Annotated in this window: 16 protein-coding genes; 8 read left to right on the top strand and 8 right to left on the bottom strand. The window is 70.3% G+C overall.

Going from position 1 to position 17,898, the window contains the following annotated elements; translation table 11 throughout:
* Nucleotides 1–406 precede the first annotated feature (406 nt).
* The gene (locus ACNFOC_RS16505; RefSeq protein ID WP_416959861.1) at nucleotides 407–1,258 is read right to left on the bottom strand and encodes an alpha/beta hydrolase; all 852 of its coding nucleotides are present in this window, start codon (nucleotides 1,256–1,258) and stop codon (nucleotides 407–409) included.
* A gap of 361 nt (nucleotides 1,259–1,619) precedes the next feature.
* Here ACNFOC_RS16505 and ACNFOC_RS16500 point away from each other — a divergent pair, with 361 nt between their 5' ends.
* Both ACNFOC_RS16500 and ACNFOC_RS16495 read left to right on the top strand, forming a co-directional pair.
* Complete coding sequence (locus ACNFOC_RS16500) at nucleotides 1,620–2,111, top strand: DUF2975 domain-containing protein (RefSeq protein WP_416959860.1); 492 nt, start codon at nucleotides 1,620–1,622, stop codon at nucleotides 2,109–2,111.
* Complete coding sequence (locus ACNFOC_RS16495) at nucleotides 2,111–2,368, top strand: helix-turn-helix domain-containing protein (protein ID WP_416959859.1); 258 nt, start codon at nucleotides 2,111–2,113, stop codon at nucleotides 2,366–2,368. Before ACNFOC_RS16500 ends, ACNFOC_RS16495 begins: the two co-directional genes overlap by 1 nt.
* Before the next feature lie 288 nt (nucleotides 2,369–2,656).
* Here the strand turns inward: ACNFOC_RS16495 and ACNFOC_RS16490 are convergent, their stop codons facing one another.
* The 4 genes from ACNFOC_RS16490 to ACNFOC_RS16475 are packed head-to-tail and all read right to left on the bottom strand — an operon-like array spanning nucleotide 2,657 to nucleotide 6,758.
* The gene (locus tag ACNFOC_RS16490; RefSeq protein ID WP_416959858.1) at nucleotides 2,657–3,724 is read right to left on the bottom strand and encodes an iron-siderophore ABC transporter substrate-binding protein; all 1,068 of its coding nucleotides are present in this window, start codon (nucleotides 3,722–3,724) and stop codon (nucleotides 2,657–2,659) included.
* Between the two features lie 48 nt (nucleotides 3,725–3,772).
* Entirely contained in the window at nucleotides 3,773–4,582 is an 810-nt protein-coding gene (locus ACNFOC_RS16485; protein ID WP_416959857.1) for an ABC transporter ATP-binding protein, read from the bottom strand.
* A gap of 53 nt (nucleotides 4,583–4,635) precedes the next feature.
* Nucleotides 4,636–5,688, bottom strand: a complete 1,053-nt coding sequence (locus ACNFOC_RS16480; RefSeq protein WP_416959856.1) for a FecCD family ABC transporter permease — start codon at nucleotides 5,686–5,688, stop codon at nucleotides 4,636–4,638.
* Nucleotides 5,689–5,702: 14 nt separating this feature from the next.
* Nucleotides 5,703–6,758 (bottom strand): FecCD family ABC transporter permease, encoded by a 1,056-nt coding sequence (locus ACNFOC_RS16475; RefSeq protein ID WP_416959855.1) that lies wholly within the window; start codon nucleotides 6,756–6,758, stop codon nucleotides 5,703–5,705.
* Between the two features lie 422 nt (nucleotides 6,759–7,180).
* Between ACNFOC_RS16475 and ACNFOC_RS16470 the strand changes: the two genes are divergently transcribed.
* On the top strand, nucleotides 7,181–8,038 hold the full coding sequence (locus tag ACNFOC_RS16470) for a serine hydrolase (RefSeq protein ID WP_416959854.1): 858 nt from the start codon (nucleotides 7,181–7,183) through the stop codon (nucleotides 8,036–8,038).
* A gap of 165 nt (nucleotides 8,039–8,203) precedes the next feature.
* Here ACNFOC_RS16470 and ACNFOC_RS16465 read toward each other — a convergent pair whose 3' ends face one another.
* Both ACNFOC_RS16465 and ppk2 read right to left on the bottom strand, forming a co-directional pair.
* Nucleotides 8,204–9,946, bottom strand: coding sequence for a SulP family inorganic anion transporter (locus tag ACNFOC_RS16465; RefSeq protein ID WP_416959853.1), 1,743 nt, complete (start codon nucleotides 9,944–9,946; stop codon nucleotides 8,204–8,206).
* Between the two features lie 22 nt (nucleotides 9,947–9,968).
* Nucleotides 9,969–10,772 carry a polyphosphate kinase 2 gene (gene ppk2 / locus ACNFOC_RS16460; protein WP_416959852.1) on the bottom strand — a complete coding sequence of 268 codons (804 nt, stop codon included), beginning with the start codon at nucleotides 10,770–10,772 and terminating at the stop codon, nucleotides 9,969–9,971.
* Nucleotides 10,773–10,928: 156 nt separating this feature from the next.
* Here ppk2 and ACNFOC_RS16455 point away from each other — a divergent pair, with 156 nt between their 5' ends.
* On the top strand, nucleotides 10,929–11,291 hold the full coding sequence (locus ACNFOC_RS16455) for a four-helix bundle copper-binding protein (protein ID WP_416959851.1): 363 nt from the start codon (nucleotides 10,929–10,931) through the stop codon (nucleotides 11,289–11,291).
* Between the two features lie 131 nt (nucleotides 11,292–11,422).
* The gene (locus ACNFOC_RS16450) at nucleotides 11,423–12,601 is read left to right on the top strand and encodes an acyl-CoA dehydrogenase family protein (RefSeq protein WP_416959850.1); all 1,179 of its coding nucleotides are present in this window, start codon (nucleotides 11,423–11,425) and stop codon (nucleotides 12,599–12,601) included.
* A gap of 20 nt (nucleotides 12,602–12,621) precedes the next feature.
* On the opposite strand, the gene ACNFOC_RS16445 is transcribed toward ACNFOC_RS16450, so the two are convergent.
* A complete protein-coding gene (locus ACNFOC_RS16445) occupies nucleotides 12,622–13,569 on the bottom strand; it encodes an SDR family NAD(P)-dependent oxidoreductase (protein ID WP_416959849.1) in 948 nt (315 codons plus the stop codon).
* Between the two features lie 109 nt (nucleotides 13,570–13,678).
* Between ACNFOC_RS16445 and ACNFOC_RS16440 the strand changes: the two genes are divergently transcribed.
* The 3 genes from ACNFOC_RS16440 to ACNFOC_RS16430 all read left to right on the top strand — a co-directional run.
* Nucleotides 13,679–14,344, top strand: coding sequence for a TetR/AcrR family transcriptional regulator (locus ACNFOC_RS16440; RefSeq protein ID WP_416959883.1), 666 nt, complete (start codon nucleotides 13,679–13,681; stop codon nucleotides 14,342–14,344).
* A gap of 247 nt (nucleotides 14,345–14,591) precedes the next feature.
* Nucleotides 14,592–15,509 carry an endo-beta-N-acetylglucosaminidase H gene (locus ACNFOC_RS16435; RefSeq protein ID WP_416959848.1) on the top strand — a complete coding sequence of 306 codons (918 nt, stop codon included), beginning with the start codon at nucleotides 14,592–14,594 and terminating at the stop codon, nucleotides 15,507–15,509.
* Between the two features lie 472 nt (nucleotides 15,510–15,981).
* A partial coding sequence (locus ACNFOC_RS16430) for a serine/threonine-protein kinase (RefSeq protein WP_416959847.1) occupies nucleotides 15,982–17,898 on the top strand: 1,917 nt, incomplete at its 3' end.

Here is a 17,898-nt window from a genome sequence, read left to right as displayed (position 1 = left end):
TCAGTCCCGCTCAGAAGCCGTGAGATACGAGCTTCAGCCGCAGCCGGACGTAGTCCTGGTCCAACGGCCCCGGACGGCGCGCTCCATCCGGCCGTCAGCCGTTTCGGGCGTAGAAGCCCTGCGCACGGGCATTGGACGCCCAGCACTCCAGCACTCCAGCACTCCAGTACTTCAGTACTTCAGTACGCCTTCGGCGCAGTCGGCACCTGGGCCCGGGCGTCGCGCAGTTGCCTCCATGCGCTGGGGTCGGTGAGTTCTTCCTCGGGCATGCCGTCCGCGGTGTAGTACGCGGTCCGGGTTCGGGTGTGCTCCCAACCGCCTTAACTCCAAAGGCCGTTGCCCGTTCGGCTTGATGGGAGCGGGCCCCGGTCCGTCGTGTGGTGGACCGGGGTACTCGTCGTGATCGTCAGCTGACCGTCCTGGCGGCGTCCGTGATGAGGTCGGCGACGGCCTTGGGGTGACTGATCATCACGACGTGGGAGGAGCGCGGTACTTCGACGATCTTGCGCGCGTTCGCGCGGCTGTACATCCAGCGCTCGCACGCCGGCGGGATCGCCTTGTCCTGGCCTGCGACCAGGCCCCACGAGGGGATCGTCTTCCAGGCCGCGGCCGTGGTCGGGAAGACGAAGGATTCGGCGTCGAACGGCCGCTGCGTGGCTTGCAGGACCCGGAAGTCGGCGGTGGAGATGTCGGCGGCGAAGGCCGCCTGGCCGTCCGTGCTCAGGTACAGATCGGTTCCCGTCGTACCGTCGGCCTTCGTGTACGGGACCGGCACACTCACCGGTTCGACCTCGCTGCCGGGGAACTTGGTGATGAGTTCGCCCTGCGTCTCGCCCACGTCGGGCACGAACGCCGCGATGTAGACCAGCGCCTTGACGTTCGCCTTACCGGCAGCGGCGTTCGTGATGACCGTTCCGCCCATGGAGTGCGCGACCAGCACGACCGGTCCGCTGATGGAGTCCAGCAGACTCGCGATGTACGGGGCGTCGGTCGGAATACCCCGCAGCGGGTTCGACCCGCAGACGGTGGTGTAGCCCTTGTCCTGCAACTCGTGGATGGTGGCGTTCCAGCAGGACGAATCGGCGTAGCCGCCGTGCACCAGGACGATCGTGGGCTTCACCTTCGACTTCTCCTCACCGGTACCGCTGGTGGCCGTCGCTGCGCCGGCCGTTCCTTCCGAGCCGGCGATCAGCGCCGCCGACCCGGCCATCGCCGCTCCGGCGGCCAGTACCCGCCGGCGGGAAACATCGGTACTCATGGGACTCCTCAGGCATGGGGTTGGTGGAACGGGTCCGACGGAGAGCTCACCGCCGAGCTGCTACGCGAGGGCGGCAGGCGCCAACGAACAGGTGGCCGTAGGGAGTTCGGCTCGTTCGGCGGGCCCGGCCGCGCTCGGGCGGCTTCATCGGTGTGGCATGCCTGTGACCTTATGAGGAGCGCTTTTGCGCTGGCATCGGCAATGTGACCTAGATGCCGGGGCCGGTGGCCCGGCAGTCGTCTTCCGCTCTCGACCCGCTGTCGAGCCGGTACTGCGCCACCATCCCCGACATCGTCCCGGCCCTTGCTTGACCTATCGAATCTCGATAGATTTCCATCGTGGGTCGATGGAAGGGCGGGCCGTGGGAAAGCTGACAGTGGGTGCGCTGCGCGCCGTGCTCGTGGTGGTGCTCGTCGGCACCGTGTTCGTACAGACGCTGATGCTGTGGGTGTTGATCAGTGGGAACGATCCCGAGGACGGGTCGCTCCCGCTGACCGCGCTGCGCGTGATCACGATCTTGGGCATGGTGTCGGTCCAGGTCGCCCTGGTCTGCGTATGGCGGCTGGTGGCGATGGTGCGACGCGGCACCGTGTTCTCCGACGTCGCCTTCCGGTACGTGGACGGTGTGATCGGCGCGATCGTGGCGGCTGCCCTCGTGTGGTTCGCGGTCACGGCCGTCAACGCGCCGGGCCAGCGGGACGATCCCGGCGTGACCCTCATCATGGGCGGGGTCGGCGTGGCCATCCTGGGGGTCGCGCTCATCGTGCTCGTGCTGCGGATGCTGCTCGCGCAGGCCGTCGCGCGCGACGCCGAAGCGGCGCGGATGCAGGCCGAGTTGGACGAGGTGATCTGATGCCGATCGCCGTCGACATCGACGTGATGCTGGCCAAGCGGAAGATGTCCGTGGGCGAACTCGCCGACCGGGTGGGGATCACACCCGCCAACCTGGCGGTGCTCAAGAACGGCCGCGCCAAGGCGGTGCGCTTCGCGACGCTCGCGGCGCTCTGCGAGGTGCTTGAGTGCCAGCCGGGAGACTTGTTGCGCTGGGAGGCAGAGGCAGAGGCAGAGGCAGAGGCCGGGGCCGGGGCTGTGGCTGCGGCGGGCGGATGACGTGCTCGTCCGACTTCATGGAGTTCTCGGCGCCCCGTGGTTCCCGCATCCCGGGGCGTGCTCGACCCTCTCCCGATCTGTGCGGCGTGTGGTGGGCTGCATCGACGGCGACGCATTGGACCGGGTGGCAGGTCCGCTCCGTAGCGACTCGAAAATCCAAGTCCGGTACGGCGTCCGGTACGGCGTCCGGGACGTCGCATCCGCCGAGGACGCCGCCCCTCCGCGACCGGCCCCGCACCCCATAGGGTCCCGGGCCACGCCCCGACACGGCGTGGCCCGGACCGCCGATCAGCGCGTCTGCGTCTGCGTCAGCGCCTTCGCGAACAGCGGGACAACGTGTTCCACCGCGTACCCCACCGACAGGACCGTGTTCGTGGCGAAGGCCTGGCTCAGGTTCGTGTCGTCGAAGACGACCGAGTGGCCCGCCTCCACCGCGGGCAGGGACTTGTACAGCGGATCGGACGTGATCTTGGTGGCCTTGACGCCGATCGGTGCCATCACGATCAGGTCGGCGTTCAGCAGCTCCAGGTTCTCCTCGGAGACCGGGACGGAGAACGCGGACCCCGCCTTTGCGTCGACCTTCGGGTTGTTGCGGAAGCCGAGTGCCTGGACGAAGTCGATGCGGGCCGTGCCCTTGACGTAGGCGCCCCAGCCGCTGGAGGTGCGGGACCCGACCGTGATGGTCCTGTCCTTGAACTCGGGGTGGGCCTTGGCGGCGGCCGCGGACTTCGCCTCCGTACCGGAGATCAGCTTCTTGCCCTCGGCGGCGAGCCCCAACGCCTGCGCGACCATCGTGGTCTGCCGCTGCCACGAGATCTTGTACTGGTCGCCGCCCTTCGGCACCCCGATGGTCGGGGCGATCTTGCTCAGAGTGTCGTAACGGGTCTGGTCGCCACTGGACTTGACGTCGAGGATGAGGTCGGGCTTGAGCGCCGCGATCTTCTCGTACTCGGGCTCCAGGGTGCCGATCTTCTCGGGGCCCTTGTCGTACATCCCCTTGGCCCAGGGACCCACGCCGTCACCGCCGAAGGCGAGCCAGTCGCTCTCGCCGACCGGCTGCACGCCGAGCGCGAGGGCGGTCTCGGCGTCGCCCCAGCCCAGCGCCACCACCCGCTTGGGCTGCGAACTCACCGTGACCGTACCGAACTTGGTGGCGACCTTCGCGGGGAAGGCGCCGGAGGCTGACTTCGACGTGGACGCTGACGCGGTGTCGGCGTCGTCCGAGGAGGAGCCGCAGGCGGCGACGGTGCCCAGCAGCGTGAGGGCGAGGGCACCGGTCAGCGCACGCCGGGTTCTGCGCGAGCGGAGGGCGGACCGAATCGGGGAGGACTGCGGGGAGTTGGTGTCCGGGGACATGGTGGCTCTTTCTGTGCGGTGGACCGTCAGGTGCTGTGCGGTACGTCGTCAGCCGGACGGCGTGACGTGGTGGCGGCCGAGCGGGACGACCATCGGCGTTCCGGACGCAGGGTCGGGAATGACCGCCGAGCGGAGTCCGAAGACCTCGTGGACAAGTGACTCGGTGACGATGTCGCCGGGAGGCCCCTCGGCGACGATGCGGCCCGCCTTCATCGCGATCAGGTGATCGGCGTAGCGGCAGGCGAGGTTGAGGTCGTGCAGGACGAGGGCGAGGGTGACGCCCCGGGCCCGGTTGAGGTCGGTGAGCAGGTCCAGGACGTCGAGTTGGTGGCTGATGTCGAGGTAGGTGGTCGGCTCGTCGAGGAGGAGTACGTCGGTCTCCTGGGCCAGCGCCATGGCGATCCACACGCGCTGGCGCTGTCCGCCGGAGAGTTCGTCGACGGACCGGTCGGCGAGGTCGAGGACGTCCGTCGCGAGCATCGCGGCGGCTACGGCCTCGTCGTCGGCCCGCGTCCAGCGGCGGAACCAGCCCTGGTGCGGGTAGCGGCCCCGGCCGACGAGGTCGGCGACGACGATGGCGTCGGGTGCCACCGGTGACTGCGGCAGGACACCGAGCGCGGCGGCGACCTCTTTCGTCGGCGTCCGGTGGATGTCGCGTCCGTCGAGCAGGACGGATCCCGCCAGGGGCGGCAGCAGGCGGGCCATCGCGCGCAACAGGGTGGACTTTCCACAGGCGTTGGGGCCGACGACGACCGTGATCCGTCCGGGCGGCAGGGCCAGGTCGAGACGGGAGACGATCTCGCGCTCGCCGTAGCCGAGGCTCAACTGCCTTGCCTGGAGCGTGTGGGAGGAGGTCATCGTCTTTTCCTTGTCGGTGCCGGGTGAGCGGGGGAGGTCGGTTGGGCGCACGGTCAGCCGCCCTGTCCGACGCGGTTGGCGCGCGCGAGCAGCCAGAGCAGATACGGCGCTCCGACGACGCTGGTGACGAGGCCGACCGGCAACTGCGTGTGCGGCAGGGCGTGTTGACCGGCGAGGTCGGCCAGCCCCACCAAGGCGGAGCCGGTGAGCGCGGCCGGCAGCAGTGCCGCACCGTGTCCGGGCAGCAGGCGCCGGGCGATGGGCGGGCTGACGAACGCCACGAATCCGACCGGGCCCGCGGCGGCCGTCGCCACTCCGGCGAGCGCGGTGGCGCAGCCGAGCAGGACGAGTCGGTCGCGTTCCACCCGGGCCCCGAGGCCCGCCGCCGTGCCGTCGCCCAACTGAAGGGCGGGCAGGGCCCGGGAGGCGAGAAGGGTGAGCGGCGCGAGCGCGACCACAGCACCGAACAGGGGCCAGAACTGCGGCCAGGAACGGCCGTTGAGACTCCCCGCCAGCCAGACGAAGGCGCTCTGTGCCTCCGTGACCTCCGAGCGCGTCATCAGATACGACACGATGCTCGACAGGCCGGTGCCCACGCCCACGCCGATCAGCACGAGGCGTTGGCCGTTGATACCGCGCCGCCAGGCCAGCAGGTAGACGCCGGCCCCGGCCGCCAGGGCGCCGGCCAGGGCCGTACCCGAGAGCGCGATGCCGCTGACGCCGTAGACCATCGAGGCCAGCACGGCGGCAGCGGCGGCGCCCGAGCTGACGCCGATGACGTCCGGGCTGGCCAGCGGATTGCGCAGCAGGGCCTGGAACACGGCCCCCGACAGACCGAAGGTGAACCCGACCAGCAGGGCCAACAGGGCGCGCGGCAGGCGCAGTTCGACGACGACGAACCGGCTTCCGGTGTCGCCCCCGCCGAGCAGCGTGTCCCAGACGTCCCCCACCGGCAGGGCGATGTCACCGGTGCAGAGCGACACCAGCAGGGCCGTCAGGACGGTGAGGGAGAGGGCGAGGCACACCGTGCCGAAGCGGCGCCGGCGGTGCCGTCGCAGCCGTCCCAGACCGGCCGCCGCCGCTGCCGCGGTCGGCCGTTCCGTCATGGTGTTCGGGCCGCTCACAGCGCGGCCCGTGCGGAACGGCGGACGAGGAGGATGAACGGGACGCAGCCCAGGGCCGCGGTCACCACGCCGACCTGGACCTCGCCGGGCCGGGCCACGACGCGTCCGACGACGTCCGCGAGCAGCAACAGGGTCGGCGCGAGCAGGGCGCTGTACGGCAGGATCCAGCGGTAGTCCGGCCCGGTGACCAGCCGCGCGGCATGCGGCACGGCCAGGCCCACGAAGCCGAGCGGGCCGGCCACGGCGGTCGCGGCCCCGCACAGCAGCACGACCGACGCGGCGCCCAACACCCGTGTGGTGGACAGCCGTTGGCCCAGGCCGCGGGCCACGTCGTCGCCGAGGGCGAGTCCGTTGAGCCGGGGCCCCATGGCGTTGGCCAGGAGACCGCCCACGACGACGAACGGCAGCGCCTGCCGTAGGACATCGATGTCACGGCCGCCCAGCGCGCCCACCTGCCAGAACCGGAACTGGTCGAAGGTCTGGCTGTCGGTGAGGAGCATGGCGCTGGTCAGGGAGGAGAGCACGGCCGTCGTGGCGGCGCCGGCGAGTGCCAGTTTCACCGGTGTCGCTCCCTCGCGGCCGAGGCTGCCGATCCCGTACACGAGCACGGCGGCGAGACAGGCACCGAGGAAGCCGAACCAGATGTACTGGCCGGGCTCGGTCAGGGACAGGACGCTGATGGCGAAGACCACGAACACGGCCGCGCCCGCGTTGACGCCGAGGAGCCCCGGATCGGCGAGCGGATTGCGCGTCAGCCCCTGGATCACGGTGCCCGCGAGCCCGAGGGCGACACCGGCCAGCAGCCCGGCCAGGGTTCGCGGGAGCCGCACCTCCTGGATGACGAGCTGCCCGCGCACGGACCGGTCCGGGGTGAACACGCCGTCGACGACATCGTGCAGCGCCACGTGACCCGATCCCACCACCAGGCTCAGCCCCGTCGTCGCGACCAACAGCAGGGCGAGGAGGGCGAGTCCCGTGCCGAGCACGAGCGTGCGTCGAGGCCGACCTACGCGCTTCCCGGGTCTCAGCCCTCGCGGTGCGGACTCCGTCATGACGCTCACGGGCGACCTGACAGGTGAGACGCGGGGACGGCGGGCGGCAGGCGCATGGAGGGATCCTTGGGAGGAGAGGCTCGGAGTGTTCGCCGGAGCGCCCGCCGTGTCGGGGGCCCACCGCGGCGAACACGCACAACAAGAACCGGAGGAAGTATCTCCGCTGGCTTAGGTGAGCCTAACCTATCTAACGGGTATGGCCTGCCCGTTCGGGGGCCGTCAGGGGAGTGGTGGCCTGGTCGGGTGCAGGCCGGACCTGGAGCTGTGGCTATCTTCACAAAACGTGCGGTTAGGGCTTTTTCGTGGCACCCGTCACGTCACGGAACCGCTGCCTCGTCTACGTTCGCAGGCCTGTGTCCCCGAACCGTTGAGGCCCCATGCCGTATCGCCCGAACCCCCGACCGGCCACGCGCAGCGCGAGGATGCCCGGCCGACGCCACAGGCGCGTCGGCTTCCGCGCGGCGCTTCTCACCGGATTCGTGACCACCCTGATCACGGCCGGTGCGGTCGGTCCGGTCGCGGCAGCCGGCACCGGGACACCGGTGGGTTCCGGAGCCGGTACCACGCCGGCGACCGCGCGGAGCGAGGCGCGCGTGACGACCGCCGTGCTGGACCTGGACCACCCCGACGGGAAGCCGCAGGTGTGGGGGAAGGACGTCCCCTACGACACGGCCAGCATCATCAAGGTCGACATCCTCGCCACGCTGCTCCTCCAGGCCCAGGACGCCGGACGCGGCCTCACCCGGCAGGAGCGCACCCGGGCCGAGGCGATGATCGAGCACAGCGACAACGACGCGGCGACCGCGCTCTGGCGGCAGATCGGTCTGGCACCCGGCCTGGAGGCGGTGAACAAGCGTCTCGGGCTGTCCTCGACGGTGGGTGGGGCCGGCGGCACGTGGGGACTCACGCGCACCACGGCGACCGACCAGATCCGCCTGCTGCGCGCGGTGTTCACCGACGGCGGGACCTCGTCCGCGAGCGAACCCACACTGACCACGACGTCCCGGAACTACATCCGTACGCTGATGACCCGCATCGCCGCCGGACAGTCATGGGGCGTCTCGGCGGCCTCCGACTCCGGCTGGGCGCTCAAGAACGGCTGGCTGCAACGCAGCACCACCGGCCTGTGGGACATCAACAGCGTCGGACAGGTCACCTCGGGAACACACCATTACCTCGTCGCGGTCCTCTCCGACGGCAACGCGTCGATGCCGGGCGGCATCGCGGCGGTCGAACGCGCGGCCCGCGCCGCGGTCTCCTCGGCCCGAGCGGCCGGCTGACGGCGGACCACGACAGCACGCCTACCGAGGCGCCGTCGTAGTTCCTCAGATCCGAGACAGGCACAGTGCCCGCCGCTCGGTGACGCGGCCATGCCCTGTGCGGCGCGGTGCGCAGCGGCGGGAACCGTCTCGGCCTGCGGAGCCCCGCCACGACGAGAACGGGCGCTACGTCGCCGTCCCCGCCGCCCCCTGATCAGGCGCACCGCTCCACTCCCGATACGCGGCCACGGCCGTGGGCAAGGTCGGGAAGATGTGGTCCGTGCCGACGGATTCCACCAGCCCGTACGCCTCCAGGTCGTCCAGGAGGTCCTGTTTGACCCGGGCGAGGGCGAACACGACGCCCCGGTGGGCGAGTTCGCGGCGGAGTTCGTCGACCGCGTCCAGGGCGGTGATGTCCACCTCCACATTGGCCTCGGCGTTGAGGACGAACCAGCGGACAGGGACGGCCTGTTGGGCTACGGCGGCCAGGGCGCGGCGGCGGAAGTTCTCCGCGTTGGCGAAGAAGAGGGGCGAGTCGTAGCGGTAGACGAGCAGGCCGGGGATCGTGCGGGCCTGCGGGTAGTCGTCCACGTCGTGCATGCCGGCGACACCGGGGACCAGGCCCTCGACGGCGTCGTGCGGACGGGCCACCCGGGTGAGGAGTTCCGCCACCGACAGGCCTACGGCGACGATCACGCCGTAGAGGATGTCCAGGGCCAGCACTCCGGCCAGGCAGCCGAGGGCCAGGAGGAGTTCGCGGCGGCGGAAGGCGGCCAGGCGGTGGAAGCCGGTGAGGTCGATCATGCGGACGGCCGCGTAGACGACGAGGGCGCCGAGCACCGCCGAGGGGGTGCGGGACAGCAGCGGGCTCAGGAATAGGAGGACGGCCAGGACCACCGCCCCGGCGATCAGCGAGTACGCCTGGCTGCGGGCGCCCGCCGACGAGGCCAGCGCGGTGCGGCTGGCGCTGCTGCTCACCGGGAAGCCGTGGAGGACGCCTGCGCCGAGGTTGGCCGCGCCCAGCGCCAGGAACTCCTGGTCGGCGTCCAGGCCCGGGCCTTCGTCCTCGTCGTCGCCGGTGAAGGCGCGCGCCGTGAGGATGAAGTCGGTGTAGCCGACGAGCAGGACACCGAGCGCGGGCAGTACCAGGTGGGGGAGTTGGGTGAGGTCCGGCAGGCCGATCGTGGGAAGTCCCGCCGGGACGTGGCCGATCACCTTGATGCCGTAGCGGTCGTCGAGGTCGAGGGCGGCCACGGCAGCCGTGCCCAGCACCACGGCCAGCAGCGGGCCCGGCACCATCCGGGACACGCGCGCCACCGTGAACAGGAACGCGAGCGTGACGGCGGCGAACACCAGCGTGGGCGCGTGGAGTTGACCCAAGTGCCGTAGGAACGACCAGAGTTGGGGGAAGAAGGCCGAACCTGTCGTCGACACCCCGGTGAGCTTGGGGAGTTGGTCCACGATCATGATCAGGGCTACGCCCGCCAAGTAGCCGATCAGGACCGGGCGGGAGAGGAGGTCGGCGACGAAGCCGAGCCGTACCGCCCATGCGACGAGGCAGAGGAGGCCGACCGTGATCGCCAGGGCCGCCGCCAGCGTGGCGTAGCGGCTCGGGTCGCCGGCCGCGAGCGGGCCCACCACGGTCGCCGTCATGAGCGCGGTCGTCGACTCCGGGCCGACCGAGAGCAGCCGCGAGGAGCCCAGGACGGCGTACAGGGCGAGCGCGGGGAGGATCGCCCACAGGCCGGCGACCGGCGGGAGGCCGGCGACCCCGGCGTACGCCATCACCTGGGGGACGAGGTACGCGGCGACCGTGACTCCGGCGAGCAGATCGCCGCGCAGCCAGGCGCGCCGGTATCCGGCCAGCGTGGCGATTCCGGGCGTCAGGCGCCGCCACTCCAGGGCGCGCCCTCCCGGGCCGCGGGACATGGTGTTCTTCGCCCCGACCGGCTCAGAGGCTCGCCGCGTGGTCCGGGACGAAGGTCTGAAGGTCGCGCGGCGGGCGTTGGTAACCGGTGGACGGCGGGCGGGGCGGGAGTTCGAGGACCGGCGGCGACACCTCGTGGTAGGGGAGGGAGCCGAGGAGGTGGGCGATCATGTTCAGACGGGCCCGGCGCTTGTCGTCGCTCTCGACGACGTACCACGGGGCCTCGGAGATGTCGGTGTGCACCAGCATCTCGTCCTTTGCGCGGGAGTAGGCCTCCCAGTGGGTGATGGACTCCAGGTCCATCGGCGACAGCTTCCAGCGGCGCACGGGATCGTCCAGCCGGCGGCGGAAGCGCTCTTCCTGGACGTCGTCGCTCACCGAGAACCAGTACTTGCGCAGCACGATCCCGTCCTCGACCAGCATCCGCTCGAAGATGGGGCACTGGCGCAGGAACAGCTGGTACTCCTCCTTGGTGCAGAAGCCCATCACGTGCTCGACACCGGCCCGGTTGTACCAGCTGCGGTCGAACAGGACGATCTCACCGGCGGCCGGCAGATGTTCGACGTACCGCTGGAAGTACCACTGGGTGCGCTGACGGTCGGTCGGCTTCGGCAGTGCCGCGATCCGGGCGATACGCGGGTTGAGATGCTCGGAGACCCGCTTGATGGTGCCGCCCTTGCCCGCCGCGTCCCGGCCCTCGAAGACGATCACCACCCGCGCGCCCTCGGCCCGCACCCACTCCTGGAGCTTCACCAACTCCGTCTGTAGGCGCAGCAGTTCGGTCTCGTACTTCGCGCGCGGCAGCTTCGTCGCCTTCTTGCCGGCCATGCTGCCTCAACCCCTCGATGACGTGCGCGGTTCCTCGTGCCCAAGGTCGAACACCTGGACAGCACCGTACTGACCGGCGGGGGAGCGCGCACCCCGGATGCCTGCTCTGCCGGGTTTGCCGTGGACGGCGGCGGCAACCCGGATCGTGTGACAGCGATGACCACGCAACAGGAACTCGTCCGGTTCCTGGAGGACCGCTTCGCCTGCGCGCAGGCCTGCACCGAGTGTGCGCGGGCCTGCGTGCTGCGCGTCAGCCGCTCGGATCCGGACGTCACCGACCACGAGGCACTCGTACGACGCAAGGCGCTGCTGTGCGCGGAGGTGTGCGACGCGACCTGCCGGATGCTGGCCGAGCAGAACCAGGACGAGTCCGCCATGCGCCTCCAGGCCAAGTGGTGCCTGCTCGTCTGCCTGGAGTGCGCGCAGATCCTCGACGCGCAGCCGGGCGCCGAGGCGGACGCGGAGGCGTGCCGGGACTGCGCGCGGGCGTGCACGGAGTTCATGGCCACGCTGAACTGACGGGCGCCGACGCTGAACTACTGGGCGCCTACGCCCTCTTGAGGAGCATTGCCACCTCGCCATTCCCTATTTCTGGAACACGTTCTACGGTGTGCGCCGTCAGGACCGGCCTTGGGGAGCCTGGAGGCGCCGTGCATCTCGAATACACGCCCGAGCAGCAGCGGCTGCGTACCGAACTGCGTGCCTACTTCGCCGAGTTGGTGCCCGACCACGCCTACTCGCGCTACGCCGACCCGGCCGCGCAGAAGCGCTTCTACCGCGAGACGATCCGCCGGCTCGGCAGGGACGGCTGGCTCGGTGTCGGCTGGCCCGAGGAGTACGGCGGGCGCGGGCTGACGCCGATGGAGCAGTTCATCTTCTTCGACGAGGCCGCGCAGGCGGGCGTACCGCTGCCGTTGATGGCGCTCAACACGGTCGGCCCGACGATCATGCGGTTCGGCACCGACGAACAGAAGGCGTACTTCCTCCCGAAGATCCTCGCCGGCGAGATCGACTTCGCGATCGGCTACAGCGAGCCCGACGCCGGCACGGACCTCGCCGCGCTGAAGACGCGCGCCGTACGGGACGGCGACGAGTACGTCGTCAACGGCCAGAAGATCTGGACGACCAACGGCGACACCGCCGACTGGGTCTGGCTCGCCGTGCGCACCGACCCGGACGCCCCGCCGCACAAGGGCATCACCATGCTCCTGGTCCCGACCGCCGACCCCGGCTACTCCTGCACGGTGATCAACACCCTCGCCTCGCACGACACCACGGCGAGTTACTACGAGAACATCCGCGTCCCCGTCACCCGTCGCGTCGGCAAGGAGAACCAGGGCTGGCGCCTGATCACCAATCAGCTCAACCACGAACGCGTCACCCTCGCCGCCCACGGCACGATGGCGATCCGCGCCCTGCACGACGTCCAGCACTGGGCCATGGAGACCAAGCTCGCCGACGGCCGCCGCGTCGTCGACCTCCCCTGGGTCCGCCGCCTCCTCGCCCGCACCCACGCGAGGCTGGACGCGATGAAACTCCTCAACTGGCAGATGGTGAACGCCGTCCAGGAAGGCACCCTCACCCCACAGGACGCCTCCGCCGTCAAGGTCTACGGCTCCGAGGCCCGCCGCGACGCCTACGCCTGGCTCATGGAGATCGTCGCCGCGGCCGGCGCCCTGAAGGAGGGCTCGGCGGGCGTCGTCCTGCACGGTGAGTTGGAGCGCGGCTATCGCTCCGCCGTCATCTTCACGTTCGGCGGCGGCAACAACGAGATCCAGCGGGAGATCATCTCGTGGATCGGGTTGGGGATGCCGAGGGTGCGGCGTTAGTCCTCTCCTGCCGCCGCCGGCTACATCGTGATGGCCGGTCCGGAGGGAAACGAGTCCTGCTCGGACCGAACGACGGGGAACTTGACCCCGGTGAGGTCTTCGGAGACGGCCCACAGCCGCTGCTGTACGGCTGCCTCGTACGACTCCGGGCTGGAGGTGACCAGCCGGGGGTGGCCCTTGATCTCGTTGCGTCCGCCGGGACCGTAGTACTGGCCGCCGAGCGCGGCGGGGTCCGTGGCGGCGCGCAGGGTCGGCAGTGCGCCCATCGCTGCCGTCTGGGTGATCAGCGGCGCGAGCCAGGTGAGCGGAAGCCGGAGGGCCGCGGGGGTGTTGCGGGCGAGCTCGGTGCTGGAGATGCCGGGGTGCGCGGCCAGCGCGACGGTGGTGCCGTGCGTGGCGAGCCGGCGCTGTAGCTCGTACGTGAACATCAGGTTGGCCAGCTTGGACTGACCGTAGGCGGCGACCCGGCTGTACGACCGCTCCCACTGGAGGTCGTCGAAGTGGATCGCGGCCCGGATACGGTGGCCGGTGCTGCTGACCGTCACCACGCGCGAGCCGGGTACCGGCAGCATCAGGTCGAGCAGCAGCCCGGTGAGCGCGAAGTGGCCGAGGTGGTTGGTGCCGAACTGCATCTCGAAGCCGTCCCGGGTGGTCTGCTTCGGGGTGTACATCACGCCGGCGTTGTTGATCAGCAGGTCGATCCGGTCGAATCGGGACCGCAGCGCCGCCGCCGCGGTCCGGACGGAGTCGAGCGAGGTCAGGTCCAGCGCCTGCGCGGTCACGTCGCCGGTCATGCCGGCCGCGGCCTGTTCGCCCTTCTCGACGTTGCGCACGGCGAGCACCACGGATGCCCCGTGCTCGGCGAGCGCCTTGGCGGTCTCGTACCCCAGTCCGGTGTTGGCCCCGGTCACCACGGCCACCCGCCCGCGCTGGTCCGGAATGTTCCCTGTCGTCCACTTCTCGCTCATGTCAGGCTCCCGACTATCTAACGTACCGAAGGTATCTTGTGTTGGCGACGTTAAAGTACTTTCGGTACGTCGTCAACGTACCGCAGGTACCTAAGTTAGGCTGGTGATCGTGACTTTCCAGCGGGCGCGAACCGAAGAGCAGCGGGAGATCCGCCGGCGGGCGATCCTCGACGGGGCGTCGGCGATGCTCGACGAGATGCCCGTGGCCGCGGTCACCCTGAACGAGCTCAGCCGCCGGGTGGGCCTGGCGAAGCCGAACGTGCTGCGCTACTTCGAGTCCCGCGAGGCGGTGCTGCTGGAACTGCTGGACCAGTTCCTGCGGGAGTGGCTGACGGAACTGGCAGGCGAGTTGGCCGCCGGCGTCGACGAAGATCTACCCATGGCCGAGCGGGCGGCAGCGGTGGCCGAGATCCTCAGCCGCACACTGTCCGGCCGAGTGGTGCTGTGCGACCTCTTCGGCGCACAGGGCAGCGTGCTGGAACACAACGTCTCCGTCGAGGTCGTGGCGCGCTACAAGCGCGCCTCCCTGGACCGTCTGACAACCATGTCCGCCCTGGTCCAGAAGTATCTGCCGGAGCTGGGTGAGAACGCGACACTGTTCAGCCTTCAGACCGTGCTCATGGCCGGCGCGCTGGCGGCGTACAACACGCCCCCGCCCAGCCTGCGGGCGGCCTACGAGGCCGAACCCGACCTGGCCCGCTTCCACTTGGAGCTGAACAGCTACTTGAAGCAGGCCCTGACCGCAACCCTCCTGGGCGTGCTGCCCGGCCGCTGACCGCTTGGTCCAGTGCTGCGGATCCGCGGCGTGCATGTCTGGTTCGTTCGTGCCGGCGGTGATCGCGGCGTTCTGGCAACTCCCTTGCCCACGCTCAGAGTTACGGCACGACGTGCGTGCGTGGGGGTCGTGAAAAGTTCTCGCATTGTTCTGGGGATTCGGTCACGGAAGCGGAAAGATCGGGGGACTCACTCGGCGCTCGCGAACAGGTCGGGCGCCGCTCCATGCGATGGGAGACCGATCAACGATGTTCACTCCGATACGGAGCAGAGTGCGGGCGGCCGTGCTCGCGCTCTCGGCCGTCGTGGCCCTCGCCTGCGGCGCGACCGCCACGACCGGCGCGGCAGCGGCCCCCGTTGCCGCGAAACAAGGACCGACCTCGGTGGCGTACGTCGAGGTGAACAACAACAGCATGCTGAACGTCGGCAAGTACACCCTCGCCAACGGCGGCGGTAACGTCTTCGACGTCGCCGTGATCTTCGCGGCGAACATCAACTACGACACGGGCACGAAGGCGGGGACCCTGTACTTCAACGAGAACGTGCAACGCGTCCTCGACAACGCCGCCACGCAGATACGGCCGTTGCAGCAGAAGGGCATCAAGGTCGTCCTCTCGGTGCTCGGCAACCACCAGGGCGCGGGCTTCGCCAACTTCCCGTCCCAGCAGACGGCTTCGGTGTTCGCGAAACAACTGTCGGACACCGTGACCAAGTACGGCCTCGACGGCATCGACTTCGACGACGAGTACGCCGACTACGGCAACAACGGCACCAGCCAGCCCAACGCCAGCTCGTTCGTGTACCTGGTGTCGGCACTGCGCGCCAACATGCCGGACAAGATCATCAGCCTCTACAACATCGGCCCGGCCGCGTCGCGCCTGTCGTACGGCGGCGTCGACGTCTCGTCCAAGTTCGACTACGCCTGGAACCCGTACTACGGCACCTGGCAGGTCCCCGGCATCGCACTGCCCAAGTCGAAGCTGTCGCCGGCGGCCGTCCAGATCGGCGGGACCTCGCAGAGCACGGCCGCCGCCCTCGCCGCCCGCACGGTCAGCGAGGGGTACGGCGTCTATCTGACGTACAACCTCGACGGCGCCGATCGCAGCGCCGATGTCTCCGCGTTCACCAGGGAGTTGTACGGCAGTGACGCCATCTACACGCCGTAGGCCGACCGTACTCCCCGGCGTCGGCGTCCGGTGCCCCCTCGGGGCTTGCCGCATCCCGTAGGGCCGCGCCTCGGACAGGCCGCGCTTTCGACAACGATGTCGAAGGCGCGGTCGCCCGCCGCACACCCCTCCTGGTGCCAGCGCACGAGGCGCTCCGACGGCGCGTGGAGCACCGGCCGTACGTCTCCCTGCCGTCGTACGCCCATCAGTTCTACGGCGGACCGGCCCCCGGGCCCCGACAAGCCGGCCCCCGTACCCGCCATCGCCATCCGGCAACTCAACGCCACAGGCACCCTGTTGCGCTCTGTCCCCGCACATGTGCGTCGGCACCACCCGCCCAGCCGCATCCTGTGTGCCGTGTCACGGCTCGCCGCGGCTCGCGCCCGCCCCCGTACAAAGTCGGGCGATCGCTCGCCATACTGGACGAGCCAGGGGAGGGCGGGACGAACACCGACGGGGGCGATCGCGGGAGATGGGGGACAGCAGACTGATCCAGGGTCGCTACCGCCTGCTCGATCTGATCGGGCGCGGCGGCATGGGCGAGGTGTGGCGTGCGCGGGACGAGTCGCTGGGGCGGCATGTCGCCGTGAAGTGCCTCAAGCCGCTGAACCCGCACCACGACCAGTCGTTCACCCGAGTCCTGCGTGAACGGTTCCGGCGTGAGGCCCGGGTGGCCGCCGCGCTCCAGCACCGCGGGGTGACCGTCGTCCACGACTTCGGCGAGTCGGACGGCGTCCTCTATCTGGTGATGGAGCTGCTCGACGGCCGCAATCTCAGCCAGCTCCTGGAGGACAACGAGCAGCGGCCGTTGCCCGTCGGTGACGTCGTCGAGATCGCCGACCAGGTCGCATCCGCCCTCGCCTACTGCCATCAACAGGGCATCGTGCACCGGGACTTGAAGCCAGCGAACATCATGCGGCTGACCGACGGCACGGTGAAGATCTGCGACTTCGGCATCGCCCGCCTCGGCGCCGACATCGGGTTCACCTCCCGGCTGACCGGCACCGGCATCGCGATGGGCACTCCGCACTACATGTCGCCGGAACAGATCAGCGGCACCGAGGTCGACCAGCGCAGCGACCTCTACTCCTTCGGCTGTGTGCTGTACGAACTCACCACCGGGGCGCCGCCGTTCGACCTCGGCGACGCCTGGGCGATCCTCATCGGCCACCGCGACACCCCGCCCCGCCCGCCGCGGGCAGAGCGGGCCGAAGTGCCCGAGTACCTGGAGAAGGTCATCCTCGACCTGCTCGCCAAGCTCCCCGAACAACGTCCGCACGATGCGCGGGAGTTGGGCCGCCGGATCACCATGGGTCGTACGACACCCCTGTACGTACCGACCGTTGTGACCCCGCAGCCCCAACTGCGCCCGTCCGAACCGGTGTCCGAGCCGACGTCCGAACCGGCTTCCCGTGAAGCGCGCCTGCCGTCCTGGACGCGCGGGATGACCACCGGACACAAGGCGACCGGCGCCGGACTGCGCACCACCCCACCGGACGCGGGCGCCGGACTCACCGGCGAATGGATCGCCCGCCCGACCACCGGCCACGCCGGGGAATCCGCGCCGGAGTCACCGTCCGCACCGCCCACGGAGACCCTCAACGCCCTGGCCGGACGCCACAACGCGGGCCTGAGCCTGGGGAGGCTGGGCCGCTGGGCGGAGGCCGGCGAGGTGCACCGCGCGGTCGCCGCCGAACGCCTGCACCTGCTGGGCCCGGACCACCCCGACACCCTCGCCAGCCGTTACGAACTCGGCTTCACCCTCAGCCGCACCGGCCGCGCCGCCGACGCCCTGCACGAGTACACCCACGTCGCCCGCGCCAGGGAACGGGCGTTGGGCGCCGACCACGCCGACACACTCGCCGCCCGGCAGGAAATGGCCTACGTCCTGGGCCAGTTGGGCCGCCACTTCGACGCACACCAGGTGTACACGTCCGTACTCGCCGCCCGGGAACGCACGATGGGCCCCGACCATCCGGACACCCTGCGCTGCCGCCACAACCTCGCCTTCAACCTCAGCAGGCTCGGCCGCCTGGAGGACTCGTACCGCATGGCCTGCGAGGTCGTCGCCGCCCGCGCCCGCGTGCTGGGCCCGGGTCACCCCGACACCCTGGTCACGCGCTATGAAGTCGCTTACGCGCTCGGCCAGTTGGGCCGCTGGCCCGAGGCCCTCCAGACCTACGGCGAGGTCGCCGAGGCCCGCGCCCAGGCGCTCGGCCCCGACCACGCCGACACCCTCGCCGCCCGCTACGAGATCGGCATCAGCCTCGGCCGCCTCGGCCGCAGCGCCGACGCGCTCAAGCTCTACCGCGACCTGATCGACGAAGTGCTGGGAGAACTCCCGCGCGAGGGTGCCCTGGCGGTCTGCGGCCGCCAGCCGGTGCAGTCC

Source organism: Streptomyces colwelliae, from assembly GCF_048158785.1.
Classification (GTDB): domain Bacteria; phylum Actinomycetota; class Actinomycetes; order Streptomycetales; family Streptomycetaceae; genus Streptomyces.
Note: the sequence above shows the minus strand (reverse complement) of the source record. Positions and strands in the feature narration are given on the sequence as shown.